Source organism: Rathayibacter sp. VKM Ac-2879 (assembly GCF_015351245.1).
GTDB lineage: Bacteria > Actinomycetota > Actinomycetes > Actinomycetales > Microbacteriaceae > Rathayibacter.
The window spans coordinates 549,783-566,780 of record NZ_JADKSO010000001.1; the positions used below are offsets into that span (position 1 = coordinate 549,783).

Sequence of the window (16,998 nt, forward strand, 5' to 3'; positions counted from 1 at the left end):
GTGGAGGAGGCGGGCACGCGCCAGGGCTGCGCGCCTCCTCCTCGCGGGGGCTGGCCGCGCGCCGAGCGAGGAACCGTGGGCGCTAGCCGAAGAGGATGCGCGCCTCCTCGTAGCGGGCGTCGGGCACCGTCTTCAGGGTGCCCAGTGCTTCGGCGAAGTCGACGTGGTAGATGTCGGTGCCGCGCAGGGCGACCATGCGGCCCCAGTGCTCGGCGACCACCGAGTCGATCGCGGCCATGCCCAGGCGGGTCGCGAGGACACGATCGAAGGCGGTCGGGGTGCCTCCGCGCTGGATGTGGCCCAGGGTGGTCGCGCGGGTCTCGATGCCCGTCCGCTCCTCGATCATCGGGGCGAGCATCTCGCCGATGCCACCCAGGCGAGGACGGCCGAAGGCATCGAGGCCGCGCTCGGAGTGCGCGTCGTCCATGGAGTCGAGCGAGAAGCCCTCGGCGACGACCACGAGAGGGGCCCGCCCGCGGTCTTGTGCGCTCTGCACCCACTCCACGATCTGCTCGATCGAGGTGCGCCTCTCGGGGATGAGGATGACGTGCGCCCCGGCGGCCATGCCCGAGTGCAGCGCAATCCACCCCACGTGGCGGCCCATGACCTCGGCGACCATGCAGCGTCTGTGCGAGTCGCCGGTCGTGCGGAGGCGATCCATCGCGTCGGTCGCGATGCCCACGGCCGTGTCGAAGCCGAAGGTGTAGTCGGTGGCGCTGAGGTCGTTGTCGATGGTCTTGGGGACGCCGACGATCTTGAGGCCCGCGTCGGTGAGGCGCTTGGCTGCGGCGAGGGTGCCTTCTCCTCCGATCGCGATGATGGAGTCGATGCCGTTGCGGTCCATCATCTCGGCGATGCGCTCCGGGCCGCCGTTCGGGCCCTCGAAGGGATTGGTGCGGCTCGTGCCGAGGATCGTGCCGCCCTGCTTGGCGATGCCCTGGATGTCGCTGCGCTCGAGCGGGCGGACGTCGCCGTCGACCACTCCACGCCAGCCGTCGCGGAAGCCCACGAACTCCTGGTCGTACACCTTGATGCCCTTGTACACGGCGCCGCGGATGACGGCGTTCAGCCCCGGGCAGTCGCCGCCGGAGGTCAGGATCCCGATCTTCACCCGCTCAGAGTAGAGGACGGCGGGACGGCTCGCGCACGCAGGGGAGCGAGATGGCGACCGGCCCCTCCTCGCCGCCTCGAGGAAGGGCCCGTCGCCATTCGGTACTAGTTGGCCTGGCTGGTGGTGATGTCGCCGTGGACGCCCTGGGGGAAGAAGCCGCCGGAGGTGACGGCCTTCGAGTTCAGGTACACGACGTTGAGCACCTGGCCGGGGCTGCGGCTGAAGGCGATGCCGTTGGCGTCGGTGGGCTGGATGTTCGCCTGCCCGTTGACCTTGATGCCCTGGTCGTCGTCGGAGGGGCCGTCGAGGCTGTCGCGAGCGTCCGACAGCTTGCCGGCCTGTACGTCGAGTCCCGCGGCGTAGAGCGCCGAACGGATCGTGCCCGCGTGGTACGCCTCGACCGCGAGGATGCCCGCGGCGGCCTCGAGGTACGTCTTGTTCTGGATGAACGGGGCGGCCCCCTTGTATGCCGTGACTCCGACGTCCTCGAAGACGAAGGCGCCGAGGAGGAAGTTCTGCTCGTTCAGGAACGGATCGAAGCTCTGTCCGGCCTGGATCAGGCCGGCCGCGGTGGCCGCAGCGGTGAAGCTGGCCGAGAGGTTGATCGCGGGACGCGCGACGGCCGTGCCTCCGAGCTGGCTGCGGAGGAACTTCACGTGGGCCTTCTCGTCGTTGGCCACCTCGGCGGCGAACGACTTGAGCCACGGGGTCTTGAACGGCACGGCCTTGCCGCCGACGACGCCTCCCGTGCTGCCGACGCCGTTGATGTCGCCGCTGGACAGGCCGGCACCCGTGACGGCGCGGAGGTAGAACTCGGCCTCGAGGTACTCGAGGTTGAGCGCGAAGTTGAGGATCGAACCGTCGGAGGGACCGTCGGCGGCGACCTCTTCGGCCGAGGCCGAGGGGGCGGCGAGTGCTGCGGCTCCGATGCCCAGGCCGGCGATACCGGTGGCCTCGAAGAAGCGGCGACGGTCGAGAGCGGTTTCCGAGCTCCTGACGATCGCATTGCGGATGAAAGACGTGTCGAACATGTGCGCATCTCCAGTGATAGGCGGTGACGAGCGGCTGGACGCCGCCGCGACAGCGCGACGCTACGCCCGACCTGTGCCCGCTGACCAGGGAAAACAGCGGATCGGATGTGCGCATGTGTTCTCGGCGTCTGAACCAATCCGGTGCGCGTGTCGCTCCGAACACAAGAGTGATGGCGGTTCTGTGAGCAGAGGTCTCGGCGCGTCTTCTCTCTCGTCTTTCCCCCGGGTCGGCGTCGGCGCCCAGGTCGGCCGCCTCGGGTGTCGGTGGCCGCGGTTAGCGTCGCTGCGTGTCGATCGCCGCCTCCGTGCCCGCTTCGGTCACGGTCTACGCGCCGGCCGTTCCGGTGAGCCTTCCGCTCACCCTCCGCACGCTGCTGCGCGGCTCCGGCGACCCGACGATGCTCATCGACGCCTCCGGCTACTGGCGCGCCTTCCGTACACCGCTCGGACCGGGCACGCTCCATCTGCGACAGGCTGCCGACGGCGCCGTGCATGCTCGCGCCTGGGGAGCGGGGGCGGAGTGGCTCATCGCTCACGTTCCCGAGCTGCTGGGCCACGGCGACGACTGGAGCGGGCTTGATCTCTCGGAGCACCGCCCGCTCGCGGAGGTGCTGCGCCGTTCGACGGGCCTGCGGCTCACCCGTACGAACCTGGTGTTCGAGATGCTCGCCCCGTCGATCCTCGAGCAGAAGGTCACGAGCACGGAGGCGTGGCGCGCCTACCGTGCGCTGGTTCGCCTGCACGGCGAGCCGGCCCCCGGTCCGATCGCCCTGCATGTGGCGCCGTCGGCCGAGCAGTGGCGTCGGGTGCCGTCGTGGGACTGGCACCGGGCGGGTGTGGATCCGCGGCGCTCGCGCACGCTCGTGACCGCGGCGCTCGTCGCCCCCGGCCTCGAGCGCACGCTGGTGCTCGGTCGCGGCGGGGCGGAGGCGGAGCGCCGACTGCGCTCGGTGCCCGGGATCGGGCCGTGGACCGCCTCCGAGGTGATGATGCGCGCGCACGGGGATCCCGATGCGGTGAGTGTGGGCGACTACCATCTCGCCTCCGCGGTGGGTTTTGCGCTGACGGGGCGTCTCGGGGTCGACGACGACGGCATGCTCGAGCTGCTCGACCCGTGGCGCGGTCACCGGCAGCGCGTCATCCGACTGATCGAGTGCAGTGGTGCCCACCGACCGCGGCGCGGCCCGCGGCTGACCATTCAGGACCACCGGTGGCACTGAGCGCCTACTCGGAGCGCCGTGACACGCTCGGGGTAGATGCTCACGGGGCCTGCAACACGGTGACGTGTTCACCAGTGGCGGAGAACGAGTCCTGTCTGGGCGGGTGGTGGTGACCGCAGAATCTCCTCCCTGTCGTCCGCGAAGGAGCATGCCGCGTAGCCCGTGATGCCCGCTCGGGCATAGCCTCGTGGGATGGAGCGCCCGACGACCTCAGCCGTGCCCGGGAACGAGCCGGAACGCGAGCCCGACAGGGCGCCCGACGCCGTCGCCGAGCCAGACGAGGCCGCCGAGACCGACTCCGAGACCGTCGACGCCGAGACGGCCGAGCCCGCCGACTCCTCCGCGCCGAAGGCCGACCGCGGAGCCCTGAGCGACACCGGCAGCTACCACACGGGCATGCCCCTGCGCCTGCCTCGCAACAAGCCCGAGTTCGACGCCGAGCAGCCCCTCCTCGGGCGTATCGAGGCGCTCGTGCGGCGCTGGCTCGTGCGCAGCCGTGCCTTCGACGTCGATCCGGCGGCTCGGCGTCTCGCGGGTGTGCTCCGGGACGAGAACGGCCTCGACTTCACGGTCGGCTTCGTCGATGGCGTCGCCCGCCCCGAGGACCTCACGGTCGCGGCCGAGAACCTGGCCGCGCTGACCGGCAGGACGCCCGCTTTCCTCCCCTCCTCCCTCCGCGCCGCGATCGCCACAGGAGGGGCGGTCGGCCCGGTGCTGCCGTGGATCGTCGTCCCGGCGGCGAGGCAGGTACTGCGCCGGATGGTCGGCCACCTCGTCGTCGACGCCTCCGACGCCCGCTTGGGTGCGGCAATCGCGCGGCTGCGCGGTAACGGCGACCGGCTGAACCTCAACCTCCTCGGCGAGGCCGTCCTCGGCGAACGCGAGGCGCAGCGACGGCTCGAGGGAACGCGTCGGCTGCTCGAGCGAGCCGATGTCGACTACGTCAGCATCAAGGTCTCGAGTGTCGTCAGCCAGGTGTCCCTCTGGGCATTCGAGGAGGAGGTGGCGCGCGTCGTCGAGAGGCTCACCCCGCTCTACCAGGCCGCGGCCTCGAGCCCGGTGCCCACCTTCATCAACCTCGACATGGAGGAGTACCGCGATCTCGACCTCACTGTCGCGGTGTTCCGACGCCTCCTGGACGCCCCGGGCATGCACGAACTGGAGGCGGGGATCGTGCTTCAGGCCTACCTCCCCGACTCTCTCGCCGTGCTGGAGGAGCTCACCGAGTGGGCGAAGGAGCGTCGCTTGCGCGGAGGCGCGCCGATCAAGGTGCGCCTCGTGAAGGGCGCGAACCTCGCGATGGAGCGGGTCGACGCGGCGATGCATGACTGGCCGCTCGCGACCTTCGGCAGCAAGGTCGAGACCGACACGCACTACAAGCGCTTACTCGACGCGGCACTGACGCCCGAGCGCACCGACGCCGTACGGATCGGTGTGGCCGGCCACAATCTCTTCGACATCGCGTTCGCCTGGATCCTCGCGAACGAGCGCGGAGTCGAGTCGGCGGTCGAGTTCGAGATGCTGCTGGGCATGGCGACCGGTCAGGCGCGTGCCATCCGGGAGGACGTCGGTCGGCTCCTCCTCTACACGCCCGTCGTGCATCCGCACGAGTTCGATGTGGCGATCTCGTACCTCGTTCGGCGCCTCGAAGAGAACGCGAGCGACGAGAACTTCATGTCGGCACTCTTCGAACTCGACGACGAGAGCATGTTCCAGCGTGAGCTCGAGCGTTTCCGCGCGCCGCTGGAGGCACTGGGCGGAGCCGCGCCGACTCCGAACCGCACCCAGGACCGCCTCCGCGAGTGGTCGTCGGGCTCAGGAGTCCGGCTCGTGCAGGAGCACGCGCGGGCGGGCGAGCACGCGCAGGATCCGGCCGCCGACGGACTGACCGAGGCGGTCCTCGGCCTCCGCCGCGGCTCGGGAGTCGCTGCCGCGACCGCAGGCTTCCGCAACGAGCCCGACACCGACCCCTCGCTGCCCGGCAACAGACGATGGGCGCGCCTGATCGCCGAGCGCATCGCCTCCTCGACCGTCGGCGAGCGCACCGCGGCGTCGGCCCGCGTCTCGACCACGGAGCAGCTCCAGGAGGTGCTGCGGGCTGTCGCCCAGCGCGCCGAACGCTGGGGGGATCGGCTGGGCTACGACCGTGCGGCGATCCTCGATCGCGCGGGGCTCGCCCTGGCCGCCAACCGCGACCGTCTGATCGAGGTGATGGCGTCCGAGACCGGAAAGACCATCGCCGAGGCCGACCCCGAGGTGTCGGAGGCGATCGACTTCGCCCACTACTACGCCACGCGCGCCCGCGAACTCGACGCCGTGGGAGGCGCGACCTTCGTGCCCGCGCGCGTCACCGTGGTGGCGCCTCCGTGGAACTTCCCTGTGGCGATCCCCGCCGGGTCGATCCTGGCGGCGCTCGCCGCCGGCTCAGGAGTGGTCGTGAAGCCGGCCCCGCAGGCGCGTCGCTCGGCCGCGGTGCTCGTCGAGGCGCTGTGGGATGCGGGGATCCCGCAGGACCTGCTCGCCCTCGTCGACCTCGACGAGGAGACCCTCGGCCGCGAGCTGATCACCGATCCGCTCGTCGACCGCGTCTTGCTCACGGGCTCCTACGAGACGGCACGGCTCTTCCGCTCGTGGAGGCCGGACCTCGCGCTCCAGGCGGAGACCAGCGGTAAGAACGCGATCGTCGTGACTCCGCACGCCGACTACGACCTCGCCGTCGCCGACATCGTGAAGAGCGCCTTCGGTCACGCCGGCCAGAAGTGCTCGGCAGCCTCGCTCGTGATCCTCGTCGGCTCGGTCGCCCGGTCGAAGCGGTTCCGCGCGCAACTGGTCGACGCGGTCACGTCGCTGCGAGTCGGCGTGCCCGAGGACCCGAGCACCGCCATGGGTCCGCTCATCGAGGCGCCGACGGGCAAGCTCGCGCACGCGTTGACGACGCTGGGTGCGGGGGAGTCGTGGCTCGTCGAGCCGCGTCGCCTCGACGAGTCGGGGAGGCTGTGGTCGCCGGGCATCCGCGAGGGCGTGAGCGAGGGGAGCTACGTCCACCTCACCGAGTTCTTCGGGCCGGTGCTCGGGATCCTGCACGCGGCGACCCTCGAGGACGCGATCCGGATGCAGAACGCCACCGACTACGGACTCACCGCCGGGCTGCACTCGCTGCACGCCGACGAGCTCGCGCTGTGGATCGACTCGGTCGAGGCCGGCAACCTCTACGTCAATCGGGGCATCACGGGGGCGATCGTGCGGCGTCAACCTTTCGGAGGGTGGAAGCGCTCCTCCGTGGGAGGCGGCGCGAAGGCGGGCGGACCGAATCACCTGATCGGTCTGGGCTCGTGGAAGCCCTCGCCTGCCCGCCCGTCGACCACCCTGCACTTGCGCGGGCTCGACGACCGGGCGCGGCAGTTCATCGAGGCGGCGCAGTCGTCGTTGCAGTTCGAGCAGTTCGACCTCCTGCGCCGCTCCGCCCTCTCCGACCAGCTGGCCTGGGCGACCGAGTTCGGGGTCGTCACCGACATCTCCAAGGTCGGGGTCGAGCGCAACCTGTTCCGCTACCTCCGGGTGCCGATCGCCCTGCGCCTGGCCGATGGCGGCGACCTCGGCGAGCTGTTGCGGGTGATCGCCGCGGGCCTGCTCACGCGCTCGCGGATGGACATCTCGACGTCGCTCCCGCTGCCTCCTCGGGTGCAGGAGATGCTCGCGGGCGACGAGTTGCTCGAGATGGCCGGGCTCGCTCCGCGTGTCGTCGTCGAGTCGGACGCCCAGTGGCTGGAGCGCGCGGCTGCCGGTCGGATCACCGCCTCCCGAGTGAGGATCATCGGGGATGTCGTGTCGGAGCGGGTCGACGGGTTCGGGTCGAGGACTGCGGCGTCCACAGCCTCGCCCGCCGAGGGCGCGGTGCGCGCCTCGCGGACGCCCGACTCCACTCGCTCGTTCACCGATGTCGTGGCAGGGATGTCACGCGGTAGCACCGGCACGCGCATCCCGCTGCTCCGCGCCGACGGCTCGCGGGTGCCCCTCGCTTCGGCGCTGGCGGAGGCGCTCGGAGGCTCGCCGGATGTGGCGATCTACGCCGACCCGGTCACTCCCGCCGGTCGTGTCGAGCTGCTTCCCTTCCTCCGCGAGCAGGCGATCTCGATCACGAACCACCGCTTCGGCGCGCCGATCTCGCTGAGCGACGACGTGGTGTGACCCCGGCCGCTGGTCTGACGAGGCCCGACCCCCTGCTCTTACTTGTCGCGGCAACCTCTCGCTAGACTCCCGGAATGACGACTCCGGAGCCGCGCTGGCTCACGCCCGAGCAGCTCGACGCGTGGCTGAGGCTCATCGCTGTCGTCGAGCTGCTGCCGGGCTCCCTCGACTCGCAGCTCCAGCGGGACGCGGGGCTCACCCATTTCGAGTACATGACGCTCGCGATGCTCTCGGAGGCGCCGGGCCACTCCCTACGGATGACCACGCTCGCGGCGCGCACGAACGCGACCCTCCCGCGCCTCTCGCACGTCGTCACCCGCCTGGTCCGCCGGAACTACCTGGAGCGACGCCCCTGCCCGAGCGACGGGCGCGCGACCAACGCCGTGCTCACCGAAGAGGGGCTGCGGAAGGTCATCGAGACGGCGCCGGGACACGTCGCGACAGTGCTCGCCGACGTGATCGACCCGCTCGACGCCGAGCAGATCACCCAGCTCGCCGACATCATGGCGCGCATGCTGACGCGACTCGATCCTGAGGGTCGGATGACCGTCGAGGCTGTCCGCTCGGCCCTGCGCGAGCCGGAGTCCTGAGCCTCCGACGACGCCCGAGCGTCGGGCGCAGGGCTCGGGAGCCTCAGGCCGCGGGCGGGCCGGCCTCGGCTGCCGCCGGGTCCATCCAGAGGATCTCCCAGATGTGTCCGTCCGGGTCCTCGAGATCGCGAGAGTACATGAAGCCGAGATCCTGCGCGGCAACGGGCTCCGCGCCTCCCGCGGCCAGCCCCTTGGCGAGCAGATCGTCGACCTCGTCGCGGCTCTCGGCGCCGAGCGCGAAGAGGCCCTGCACCTGGGTCTTCGCGTCGATGATCTCCTTCGACGTGAAGGTCGAGAAGAAGGGGTGGACGAGGAGCATCGCGTAGATGGTGTCCGAGATGACGATGCAGGCGGCGTTCTCGTCGCTGAAAAGCGGATTCACGCTCCAGCCGAGGGAGGTGTAGAACGCCTTCGAGCGTTCGAGATCGGTGACGGGCAGATTCACGAAGACGGTCGAGACACTCATGCGGGTCAGTATGACGATCCGCAGCCCGCGGCGCGAGAGGCCATGGCATCCTCGACCCATGCAGTTCACGACGACGCTGTTCCAGATGGGTCGCAACACGGGCATCGAGGTGCCCCCGGAGGTGCTCGAAGCGCTCGGCGGAGGCAAGCGGCCCGCGGTCATCGTCGAGGTGAACGGCTACCGCTACGAAAGCACGGTCGGGGCGATGGGCGGCCGCGCGCTGATCCCGTTCTCGGCCGAGCGACGCGCGACCACGGGGCTGAACGGCGGCGAGACGATCGACGTGGTGCTCGAGCTCGACGCGGCGCCCCGCGAGGTGGCGGTGCCCGAGGATCTCGCCCGCGCGCTCGCGGACGCGGGGCGCACCTCCGCTTTCGCCGCTCTCGCGCCGAGCGTGCGCAAGGCCCGGGTGGCCTCGGTGGAGGGCGCGAAGGCCGAGGCGACGCGCGCGCGACGGATCGCCTCCGTGCTCGCCGAGCTGGCCGATTGACCCCTAACCGGGGAGAGCGGTCCGGTGGTGGCGACGGCTAGGCTGCCGTCGGCGCACCACGGGGGAGCGTTGCTGACGCGGAGCCGGGGTACAGGGTATGGGTGCTTTTCGACGATGGGTGTTTCCGATCGTCTGGATGGTGATCATCGGTGCGGCGAGCATCGCGCTGGTCAAGATCGCCTTCTTCCCCGACCGCGCCACGGAGGCCGATCCGGCGTTCCCCACCGGCGAGATCACCGAGCCGACGATCGTCGTCGGCCGCGGCACGGTGACCAACGACCTCACCCTCCAGGGCACCGTCGCGGCCGACCCGGCCGTTCCGGTGAAGGCGACGGCGGCGGGAACGGTCGACGACGTCTACGCCGAGCAGGGCGCCGCCGTCGCCACGGGCGACCTCCTCTACGACATCCGCGTCGAGACGCAACGCGACCCCGTCGCGACCACGGGCGCCGACGGAGTCGTCACCACGGCCCAGCCCGAACCCACCGTGCGCTTCGAGCGGGTCTACGCGCCCAGCGCGGGCATCCTCAGCGCTCTCGGCGTCATCCACGACCAGGCCGTGACGGTGGGAGAGGTCACCGGCCAGGTCGCTCCTCCGACATTCGCGGTGACGGGCTCGATCGAGGCCGACAAGCTCTATCGCATCCAGAACCGGCCGACGGAGGCACAGGTCGCCATCACGGGCGGCCCCGCGCCCTTCACCTGCACCGGCCTGACCATCTCGACGCCGCTCGCCGGCGAGGGCTCGTCGGGAGGCACGAGCACCGGCTCCGACGCCTCAGGCGGTGTCTCGGGCGGCTCGAGCGGCTCGAACACGACCTTCCGCTGCCAGGTGCCGGACGGCGTGACGGTGTTCCCCGGGCTGGCCTCCACGGTGACCCTCGCGGGAGGCAGGGCCGAGAACGTCCTCGTCGTGCCGACGACGGCGGTCGAGGGCGCGGCCCAATCGGGAGTCGTCTACCGCCGCGGTGCCGACGGCGCCGACGAAGAGGTGCCTGTCACCCTCGGCCTCACCGATGGCACGAACGTGGAAGTCACCGGAGGCCTGGATGAGGGCGCAGAGCTGCTTCAGTTCGTCCCCGGAGCCAGCGCCACCCCGGCGGACGGCCAGGGGGAAGGCTGCACGCAGCAGCCCGACGGCTCGGTCTTCTGCTCGTGACGATCCTCCGGCTCGAGGGGATCCGGAAGGTCGTCCCGCTGCCCGACGCCGAGCCGCTCACGATCCTCGACGGTGTCGACCTCGAGGTCGGCGAGGGCGACCATGTCTCGGTCGTCGGGCGCAGCGGTTCGGGCAAGTCGACGCTCCTCAACATCCTCGGGCTCATCGACGAGCCCACCGAGGGGCGCATGCTGCTCGAGGGACGACCGACCGAGACCCTGTCCTCGCGGGCTCGCGCCCGGATCCGCGGCGGGAGCATCGGCTTCATCTTCCAGCAGTTCAATCTGCTCGAGGGGCGGACCGCTCGCGAGAACGTGATGACCCCGCTGCTCTACGCGTCCGGCTCGGAGTTCTGGCGCCGTGCCTCCCTCGCGGCCGAGATGCTCGAGCGCGTCGGCCTCGGCCACCGAGTCGACTCGATGCCGGGCCGCATGTCGGGAGGAGAGCAGCAGCGCATCGCGATCGCGCGCGCTCTTGTGCGGAGGCCGCGCCTGATCCTCGCCGACGAGCCGACCGGCGCCCTCGACACCGACACCGGAGAGACCGTCATGGGACTGCTCGACGAGATCGCCCGCGAATCCGGATCGGCCCTCGTCACCATCACCCACGACCCGGCGATCGCCGCTCGCGCCGAACGCCACTACCGGCTCGACCACGGTCGTCTCGGGCCGGTCGCCGCCTCCGATCCGGCGCAGACTGCGCTGCACGTGCCGGGGGTCTTCTGATGCGCGCCGTCGTCGCCATCGTCGGCGCGATCGTCGAGGCCTGGGCAGAGCTCCGGATCCATCGCGGCCGCGTGCTGCTGTCGCTGATCGGCGTCGCAGTGGCGGTCGCGGCGCTGACTGGAGTCGTCGCCGCGGGCGGCATCGCGCGCCAGGCGAGCATCGAATCGGCTGAGCGCAGCAGTGGTCGGCCGGCGAGCCTCTTCGTCTCGGCCTTCGCACCCGGCGCAGGCTCGAGAGAGGTCGATGCCGAGTCGTTGCAGAGCGCGTGGGAGAGCGTGCTCGAGCGCTACTCGATCGACTACGCGAGCCGGTCGCTCTCAGGAGGCGTACGCGTCCAGTTCGCGGACGGCGTCGTCGATGTGCCCGTGCTCGCCATCGACCCTCCCTACGCCGACATGCACCGCCTCACCCTCGACCGCGGCAGCTGGTTCACCGCGGACGACACACGACGTCTGGCGCCCGCCGTGGTCGTCAACGAGATCTTCTGGGAACGCATCGGCCGGCCCGATCTGCGTACCCACCCGCTTGTCAGCCTCCTGAGCGAGGAGCGGACCACCACGGCGGTGATCATCGGTGTCACGCCCGCCGCCTCCTGGGAGATGGAGCCGTCGATGACGATGCTCGCCGATGCGTTCTCCGCCGTCGCCGCCTCGAGCGATCCGAGGTTCGGCGGCCAGGTGACTCCGAGCTACGAGATGTGGGTGCCCCTCGACATCGCCGAGCCCCTCGCGGCTGCCGTGAAGCGCGACATGTCTGCGGCGCTCGGTTCGGGGATCGAGGTGAACGTCAACCGGCAGGACTACCTCGTCTACGATTCCGACCCGTTCGCCGTGCTCACGTGGGTGATCGGCGGTGTCGCGGGCCTGGTGCTCGCTCTCGGTGCGCTCGGCCTGCTCAACATCGCGCTCGTCACGGTGCGGCAGCGGATCCGCGAGATCGGGATCCGACGCAGCTTCGGCGCCTCCTCGGGGCGCATCTTCTTCTCGATCATGATGGAGAGCGTCGTCGCCACGGTGGTGGCGGGCGTCGTCGGAGTGACGATCGCCGTCATCCTGGTCACGAACCCCTGGACGGTGTCGTTCGTCCAAGAGAACGGGGTCGAGGACATCCCGTCGTTCCCGGTCGACGCGGCGTTGATCGGCTTGGGCGCGGCGACGCTCGTCGGCGCCCTCGCGGGCATCGTGCCGGCGATCGTCGCGGTACGGGTGAAGGTCATCGACGCGATCCGGTATTGATCCGCGGCGGCCGACGCGCCGAAGGGCGCTCGTGTCGTCGTGCCGGGACTCGGATCAGCCGAGCGTGAAGACGAGTTCGTCGCCGTCGACCTCCGCACGGACCTCGCTGTAGTGCTCGATCCGCGGGAGCCCTCTGGTCGACGTGCTCTCGTGCGCCCCGACGACCACGACACGCATTCCGGCGGCGAGGCCGGCGAGGATGCCCGCCTCCGCGTCCTCGAAGACCAGCGCATCGCGCGGGTCGACGCCGAGTCGACTCGCCGCCGCGAGGTAGCCGTCGGGAGCAGGCTTGCCGTTCGCGACGTCGTGGGCGGTCACGACGATGTCGGGGGAGGGGACGCCCGCCGCTCCGAGGCGCCCGGCGGCCAGGCCAGGGCTCGCGGAGGTGACCAGTGCCACGCGGTCGCGGGGCAGCGCCGCAAGGAGGGCGACGGCCCCCGGGATCGCGAGGGTCCCCTCCGTATGCTCGAGCTCGAAGGCGTCGAGCTCGGCGACGATCGCCGCGACGTCGCTCCCCTCCGGAGCGAAACGCCGCACGCTGTCCTCCGCGCGGACACCGTGAACGGCACGGAGGATCACGGCGCGATCGAGGCCGAAGCGTGCCGCGAAGTCACTCCAGATCGTCTCGACGACCGCCGTCGAGTCGACGAGTGTCCCGTCCATGTCGAAGAGGGCTGCACGGGCGCGGAGGAGCTGGGGCATGCCTCCATCCTGGCCGATCGTCCGAGGATCCCGGGGCGCAAGGCGACCAGCGCTCGGACAGGGTGCGTTCAGAATCCATTCAGGCGGGAGCATGGGTCGCGGCAGTACGGTGGAGGCTTACTGCGGGCAGCATGCCCCGACGGGGAAGCGGAGGACGCGATGGCGGACGACAACGGGACGGGCGATATCGGCACGGGCGGCAGCGACCGAGGTGCCGATCCGGTGACATCGGCGGGAGGAACCGGGTCCGGCCCCCGCGCCGGCTGGTACCCCGACCCCGCCGGCTCGCCTCGGCAGCGGTGGTGGGACGGCTCGGGATGGACGGAGTCCCTGCGCGACGCCACGCTCGCCTCGGCCGCGACTCCGCCTCCCGCCGCGAGCCCCACTCCGGTGCCTCCGGTCGCTCCGGTGCCCCCGGTCGCTCCGGTGTACGGACAGACGTCGAGCGGGGCGGAGACGAGCTACGGGCAGGGCGCCTCTGGGCAGTATCCGCAGCAGGCTCAGCAGGCTCCCGCGCAGCACTCGCCGGCTCCGCAGTACGCGTACGCTCAGCAGCCGTACGCGCAGGAGCAGTACCAGCAGCCGTACGGTCAGCAGCCCTCGACACAGGCCCAGCCGCGCGACCCGAGCATCGTCACGTCGACGCCCTGGATCTGGGTGGTCGTGCTCCTGCCGCTGCTCTCCGCGCTGTCGCTCTTCCTGCTTCCGCCGAGCTCCATCATCAACTCCTCGATGGCCTCGGGCTATGGCCCGCGCGCGACGCTGGGGATGTCGACCGGCTACTTCATCGGTCTGGGTCTCCTCCAGGTCGTCGGCTTCCTGATCTACGCGGCCGAGGTCGTCTTCGCCTTCCTCGACTGGCGCCAGCTCAAGCGGGCCGGCGTGCAGCGCCCGTTCCATTGGGCGTGGGCATTCCTGGCTGCTCCGTACGTCTATGTGATCGGCCGCAGCGTGGTCGTGAAGCGTGTCACCGGAGGCGGACTTCTGCCCCTGTGGATCTTCCTCGGCGTCGTCGTCGTGTCGTTCGTCATCGGGATCGCCTGGGCGGCGACCCTGTTCTCCGCGTGGGGACACGCCTACTCGAGCTATCGCTACTGATCGCGTGGCGTCCTCCCGGCCTGCTCGGAGTGACGTCCCACCCCACGGCCGACGCCGTGCGCTCTCGGGCGCACGGCGTCGCTGTCGTTCGGGGTCGCGCCGCCGAGCCCGCAAGAGCGGGGCGGGGGTACTGCGCGCCCTTACTCGTCCGAGCGCGTCTGATGTGCCCCACACCTCGGAGGGGCGTCACGGAGGGGGCGGCGTCCGTCAGCCGTCGCCGCGCTGGATCAGGCGGGAGAGCACGATGGCCGAGCGCGTGTGGTCGACGTTCGGCGCGATGCGCACCTTCTCGAGGGCGAGCTCGAGGCTCGGGATGTCGCGCGAGCGGATGTGCACGATCGCGTCGGCCGAGCCGGTGACGGTTCCGGCGTCGACGACTTCGGGCACGGCGGCGAGGATGCGGCGGAGCTCGTCCGGAGCGACCGTTCCGCGGCAGAAGAGCTCGACGTAGGCCTCTGTCGCCATGCCGTCGACGGCGGGGTCGACCTTGATCGTGAAGCCGCGGATCACGCCGTCGGCCACGAGGCGATCGACGCGGCGCTTGACCGCGGAGGCGGAGAGACCGACCACGCCGCCGATGTCGCCGTAGCCCGCGCGGGCGTTCTGGCGCAGCAGATCGAGGATCTTCCGGTCGATGTTGTCCATGCTCCGAGGATAGGCGCGCCTCCGGGGCCTCTCCGGCGCTGGCCATTTGCCGCGCTTCGCTATATAGTTGCATTTAGTCAATAGTTGACCAAGATCAACTAGAACTGCCGCCGTGCCGAAGAGGAGCCCATGTCACACGCTGAACACCGCGCCGTATCGCGCAGCACCGCACGCCGTCACGCCGTCACGAACGGCGGAGCGATGTCGCACCGCCAAGTCCTCGAGTCGCTCAGCGGACTGCTGCTGGGGATGTTCGTCTCGATCCTCGCGGGCACGGTCGTCTCGACCTCGCTGCCCCGGATCATCTCGGACCTCAAGGGCGACCAGAACGCCTACACCTGGGTCGTCACCGCCACGCTGCTCGCCACCACCGTGTCGACTCCGCTCTGGGGCAAGTTCGCCGACCTCTTCAATCGGAAGCTCCTCATCCAGCTCGCCCTCGGCCTCTTCGTCGTGGGCTCCGCGCTCGCCGGCTTCTCGCAGGACACGAACACGCTCATCGTGTTCCGTGTCTTCCAGGGCCTGGGAGCCGGCGGCCTGGCCGCGCTGAGCCAGATCATCATGGCCGACATCATCAGCCCGCGAGAGCGCGGCAAGTACGCCGGTCTCTTCGGCGGTGTGATGGCCATCGGCACCGTCGGCGGCCCGCTCCTCGGCGGAGTCGTCACCGACGCGTTCGGCTGGCGCTGGAACTTCTTCATCGCGATGCCCGTAGCGATCGTGGCGATCGTCCTCCTCCAGGTGACGCTGCGCCTCCCCGCGCACCCCCGTCGCCGCGTCAAGATCGACTACCTCGGCGCCGTGCTCATCGCAGGCGGCGTCTCCCTCCTGCTGATCTGGGTGTCGCTCGCCGGAAAGAACTTCGACTGGGCGTCGTGGGAGACCGCGCTCATGGTCGGCGGAGCAGTCGTCCTGCTCGTCGCCGCGGTGATCACCGAGCTCACGGTCGCCGAGCCGATCATCCCGATGGGCATGTTCAAGAACCGCACCTTCAGCCTCGCCGTCGTGGCGAGCATCTCGGTCGGCGTCTCGATGTTCGGTGTCGCGGTGTTCCTCGCGCAGTACATGCAGCTCGCCCGCGGCGCGACACCGACCCAGTCGGGTCTGCTCACGATCCCGATGATGGCGGGCCTGCTCATCGCCTCCACCATCTTCGGAGGCATCATCTCGCGCACCGGGAAGTGGAAGGCGATCATGGTCTCGGGCGGCGTGCTCGCGGTCGTCGGCACCTTCCTCCTGAGCACCCTGCGCTACGACACCGACCTGGCGTTGGTAGGCGTCTACATGGCCGTGCTCGGCGCGGGCCTGGGCATGCTGATGCAGAACCTCGTGCTCGTGGTGCAGAACTCGATCGAGGTGAAGAACCTCGGAGTCGCGACGAGCTCGGTCACCTTCTTCCGCAGCCTCGGCGGCACCATCGGCGTCTCGGTGCTCGGGTCGATGCTCGGCACGGTGATCGCGGACCGCATCTCCACGGGCATCGCCGGCCTCGCTCCGGCCGATCAGGCCCTCGCGGCGCAGGCGCTCGGCAGCGGCACGATTCCGCAGCCGGCGGGCCTGCCCGACGCGGTGCGCGTCGTCGTCGAGAGCGCCTATGGCATAGGGGTCGGCGACGTGTTCCTCGCGAGCATCCCGCTCGCCGTCATCACCCTCCTCGCGGTCATCCTGCTGCCCAACGTGCCGCTCGGATCGAAGAACGCGATGCAGCTGAAGGCCGGCCCGGCGGAGTCGGAGTCGGCGCGCGTGATCCGAGACGCCGAGGACGCCCTCATCGCTGCCTCCGACGGCCAGGCCGGGCTCCGCCCGGTCGGACAGGCCCGACCGACCGGCTCGATCGACGTGGTCGAGCGCCGCTGATGTCCGCACTCGCGCCGTCCGCGGAGGCGATGCGCCGGGTCGAGGAGCAGATCACGGCTCTCGCGGTCCAGGTCCGTTGCGCCGTGCGGGACGCCGCGGCGACGATCGATCCGTCGCTGCCGCCCTTCGGCCTTCGACTGCTGCGGATGCTCGAGCGCTGCGGACCGGTGCATTCCGGGGCCGCCGCCGAGCGTCTCGGCGTCGACCGCAGCGCGATCAGCAGGCAGGCGCGGCAGCTGTGCCAGCTGGGGCTCCTCGAGATGACGGCGGATCCGGCCGACGGGCGGGCCCGGTTCCTCGCGCTCACCGACTCCGCCCGCGAGCAGCTGCACGATCTCGGCGGGCTGCAGCGCGTCCGTATGCAGGACGCGTTGCGCTCGTGGTCGGAGGCCGATCTGCTGGCGTTCGCGGAGTACCTGGAGCGGCTGAGCACGGCGGGGTGAATCGCGCTGTGGCGCCGACGGAACGCAGGAACCCCACG

15 protein-coding genes are annotated in these 16,998 nt (G+C 70.6%); 10 read left to right on the forward strand and 5 right to left on the reverse strand.

From position 1 onward, the window contains the following. Positions 1 to 82: 82 nt before the first annotated feature. Both ITJ45_RS02670 and ITJ45_RS02675 read right to left on the reverse strand, forming a co-directional pair. Positions 83 to 1,111, reverse strand: coding sequence for a 6-phosphofructokinase (locus ITJ45_RS02670; protein WP_194607277.1), 1,029 nt, complete (start codon positions 1,109 to 1,111; stop codon positions 83 to 85). 104 nt (positions 1,112 to 1,215) lie between these two features. Then, positions 1,216 to 2,142, reverse strand: a complete 927-nt coding sequence (locus ITJ45_RS02675) for a ferritin-like domain-containing protein (protein WP_194607278.1) — start codon at positions 2,140 to 2,142, stop codon at positions 1,216 to 1,218. Between the two features lie 287 nt (positions 2,143 to 2,429). On the opposite strand from ITJ45_RS02675, the gene ITJ45_RS02680 reads away from it, so the two are divergent. From ITJ45_RS02680 to ITJ45_RS02690, 3 genes are all read left to right on the forward strand, one after another. After that, positions 2,430 to 3,362: a DNA-3-methyladenine glycosylase family protein gene (locus ITJ45_RS02680; protein WP_194607279.1), complete on the forward strand. Its 933-nt coding sequence runs from the start codon at positions 2,430 to 2,432 to the stop codon at positions 3,360 to 3,362. Between the two features lie 396 nt (positions 3,363 to 3,758). Next, positions 3,759 to 7,550, forward strand: coding sequence for a bifunctional proline dehydrogenase/L-glutamate gamma-semialdehyde dehydrogenase (locus ITJ45_RS02685; protein WP_194607722.1), 3,792 nt, complete (start codon positions 3,759 to 3,761; stop codon positions 7,548 to 7,550). Between the two features lie 74 nt (positions 7,551 to 7,624). Next, positions 7,625 to 8,140, forward strand: coding sequence for a MarR family winged helix-turn-helix transcriptional regulator (locus tag ITJ45_RS02690; protein WP_194607280.1), 516 nt, complete (start codon positions 7,625 to 7,627; stop codon positions 8,138 to 8,140). Between the two features lie 43 nt (positions 8,141 to 8,183). Here the strand turns inward: ITJ45_RS02690 and ITJ45_RS02695 are convergent, their stop codons facing one another. Continuing rightward, positions 8,184 to 8,606, reverse strand: a complete 423-nt coding sequence (locus ITJ45_RS02695) for a VOC family protein (RefSeq protein ID WP_194607281.1) — start codon at positions 8,604 to 8,606, stop codon at positions 8,184 to 8,186. A 58-nt stretch (positions 8,607 to 8,664) separates the two neighbouring features. Between ITJ45_RS02695 and ITJ45_RS02700 the strand changes: the two genes are divergently transcribed. The 4 genes from ITJ45_RS02700 to ITJ45_RS02715 all read left to right on the forward strand — a co-directional run bounded on the left by ITJ45_RS02700 (position 8,665) and on the right by ITJ45_RS02715 (position 12,215). Continuing rightward, complete coding sequence (locus tag ITJ45_RS02700) at positions 8,665 to 9,096, forward strand: DUF1905 domain-containing protein (protein WP_194607282.1); 432 nt, start codon at positions 8,665 to 8,667, stop codon at positions 9,094 to 9,096. Positions 9,097 to 9,214: 118 nt separating this feature from the next. After that, positions 9,215 to 10,255: an efflux RND transporter periplasmic adaptor subunit gene (locus tag ITJ45_RS02705; RefSeq protein WP_194630383.1), complete on the forward strand. Its 1,041-nt coding sequence runs from the start codon at positions 9,215 to 9,217 to the stop codon at positions 10,253 to 10,255. Then, positions 10,252 to 10,980 (forward strand): ABC transporter ATP-binding protein, encoded by a 729-nt coding sequence (locus ITJ45_RS02710; RefSeq protein WP_194607284.1) that lies wholly within the window; start codon positions 10,252 to 10,254, stop codon positions 10,978 to 10,980. Before ITJ45_RS02705 ends, ITJ45_RS02710 begins: the two co-directional genes overlap by 4 nt. Then, a complete protein-coding gene (locus ITJ45_RS02715; protein ID WP_194607285.1) occupies positions 10,980 to 12,215 on the forward strand; it encodes an ABC transporter permease in 1,236 nt (411 codons plus the stop codon). The genes ITJ45_RS02710 and ITJ45_RS02715 overlap by 1 nt, the downstream gene beginning before the upstream one ends. Positions 12,216 to 12,269: 54 nt before the next feature. On the opposite strand, the gene ITJ45_RS02720 is transcribed toward ITJ45_RS02715, so the two are convergent. Then, positions 12,270 to 12,917 (reverse strand): HAD-IA family hydrolase, encoded by a 648-nt coding sequence (locus ITJ45_RS02720; RefSeq protein WP_194607286.1) that lies wholly within the window; start codon positions 12,915 to 12,917, stop codon positions 12,270 to 12,272. Between the two features lie 159 nt (positions 12,918 to 13,076). Between ITJ45_RS02720 and ITJ45_RS02725 the strand changes: the two genes are divergently transcribed. Continuing rightward, a complete protein-coding gene (locus ITJ45_RS02725; RefSeq protein WP_194607287.1) occupies positions 13,077 to 14,015 on the forward strand; it encodes a DUF2510 domain-containing protein in 939 nt (312 codons plus the stop codon). A gap of 207 nt (positions 14,016 to 14,222) precedes the next feature. On the opposite strand, the gene ITJ45_RS02730 is transcribed toward ITJ45_RS02725, so the two are convergent. Next, positions 14,223 to 14,660, reverse strand: a complete 438-nt coding sequence (locus tag ITJ45_RS02730) for an Lrp/AsnC family transcriptional regulator (protein ID WP_194607288.1) — start codon at positions 14,658 to 14,660, stop codon at positions 14,223 to 14,225. 201 nt (positions 14,661 to 14,861) lie between these two features. Here ITJ45_RS02730 and ITJ45_RS02735 point away from each other — a divergent pair, with 201 nt between their 5' ends. Next, entirely contained in the window at positions 14,862 to 16,517 is a 1,656-nt protein-coding gene (locus ITJ45_RS02735; protein ID WP_194607723.1) for an MDR family MFS transporter, read from the forward strand. Continuing rightward, positions 16,517 to 16,960: a MarR family winged helix-turn-helix transcriptional regulator gene (locus ITJ45_RS02740; protein WP_194607289.1), complete on the forward strand. Its 444-nt coding sequence runs from the start codon at positions 16,517 to 16,519 to the stop codon at positions 16,958 to 16,960. Before ITJ45_RS02735 ends, ITJ45_RS02740 begins: the two co-directional genes overlap by 1 nt. The last annotated feature ends 38 nt before the right edge of the window (positions 16,961 to 16,998 follow it).

What these genes read in the sequence shown, in the direction of transcription:
- ITJ45_RS02685 (WP_194607722.1), top strand. Translation starts at nt 3,759, where the DNA reads ATGCCCCTGCGCCTGCCTCGCAACAAGCCCGAGTTCGACGCCGAGCAG.
- ITJ45_RS02730 (WP_194607288.1), bottom strand. Translation starts at nt 14,660, where the DNA reads ATGGACAACATCGACCGGAAGATCCTCGATCTGCTGCGCCAGAACGCC.
- ITJ45_RS02700 (WP_194607282.1), top strand. Translation starts at nt 8,665, where the DNA reads ATGCAGTTCACGACGACGCTGTTCCAGATGGGTCGCAACACGGGCATC.
- ITJ45_RS02675 (WP_194607278.1), bottom strand. Translation starts at nt 2,142, where the DNA reads ATGTTCGACACGTCTTTCATCCGCAATGCGATCGTCAGGAGCTCGGAA.
- ITJ45_RS02735 (WP_194607723.1), top strand. Translation starts at nt 14,862, where the DNA reads ATGTCGCACCGCCAAGTCCTCGAGTCGCTCAGCGGACTGCTGCTGGGG.
- ITJ45_RS02740 (WP_194607289.1), top strand. Translation starts at nt 16,517, where the DNA reads ATGTCCGCACTCGCGCCGTCCGCGGAGGCGATGCGCCGGGTCGAGGAG.
- ITJ45_RS02715 (WP_194607285.1), top strand. Translation starts at nt 10,980, where the DNA reads ATGCGCGCCGTCGTCGCCATCGTCGGCGCGATCGTCGAGGCCTGGGCA.
- ITJ45_RS02690 (WP_194607280.1), top strand. Translation starts at nt 7,625, where the DNA reads ATGACGACTCCGGAGCCGCGCTGGCTCACGCCCGAGCAGCTCGACGCG.
- ITJ45_RS02695 (WP_194607281.1), bottom strand. Translation starts at nt 8,606, where the DNA reads ATGAGTGTCTCGACCGTCTTCGTGAATCTGCCCGTCACCGATCTCGAA.
- ITJ45_RS02720 (WP_194607286.1), bottom strand. Translation starts at nt 12,917, where the DNA reads ATGCCCCAGCTCCTCCGCGCCCGTGCAGCCCTCTTCGACATGGACGGG.
- ITJ45_RS02725 (WP_194607287.1), top strand. Translation starts at nt 13,077, where the DNA reads ATGGCGGACGACAACGGGACGGGCGATATCGGCACGGGCGGCAGCGAC.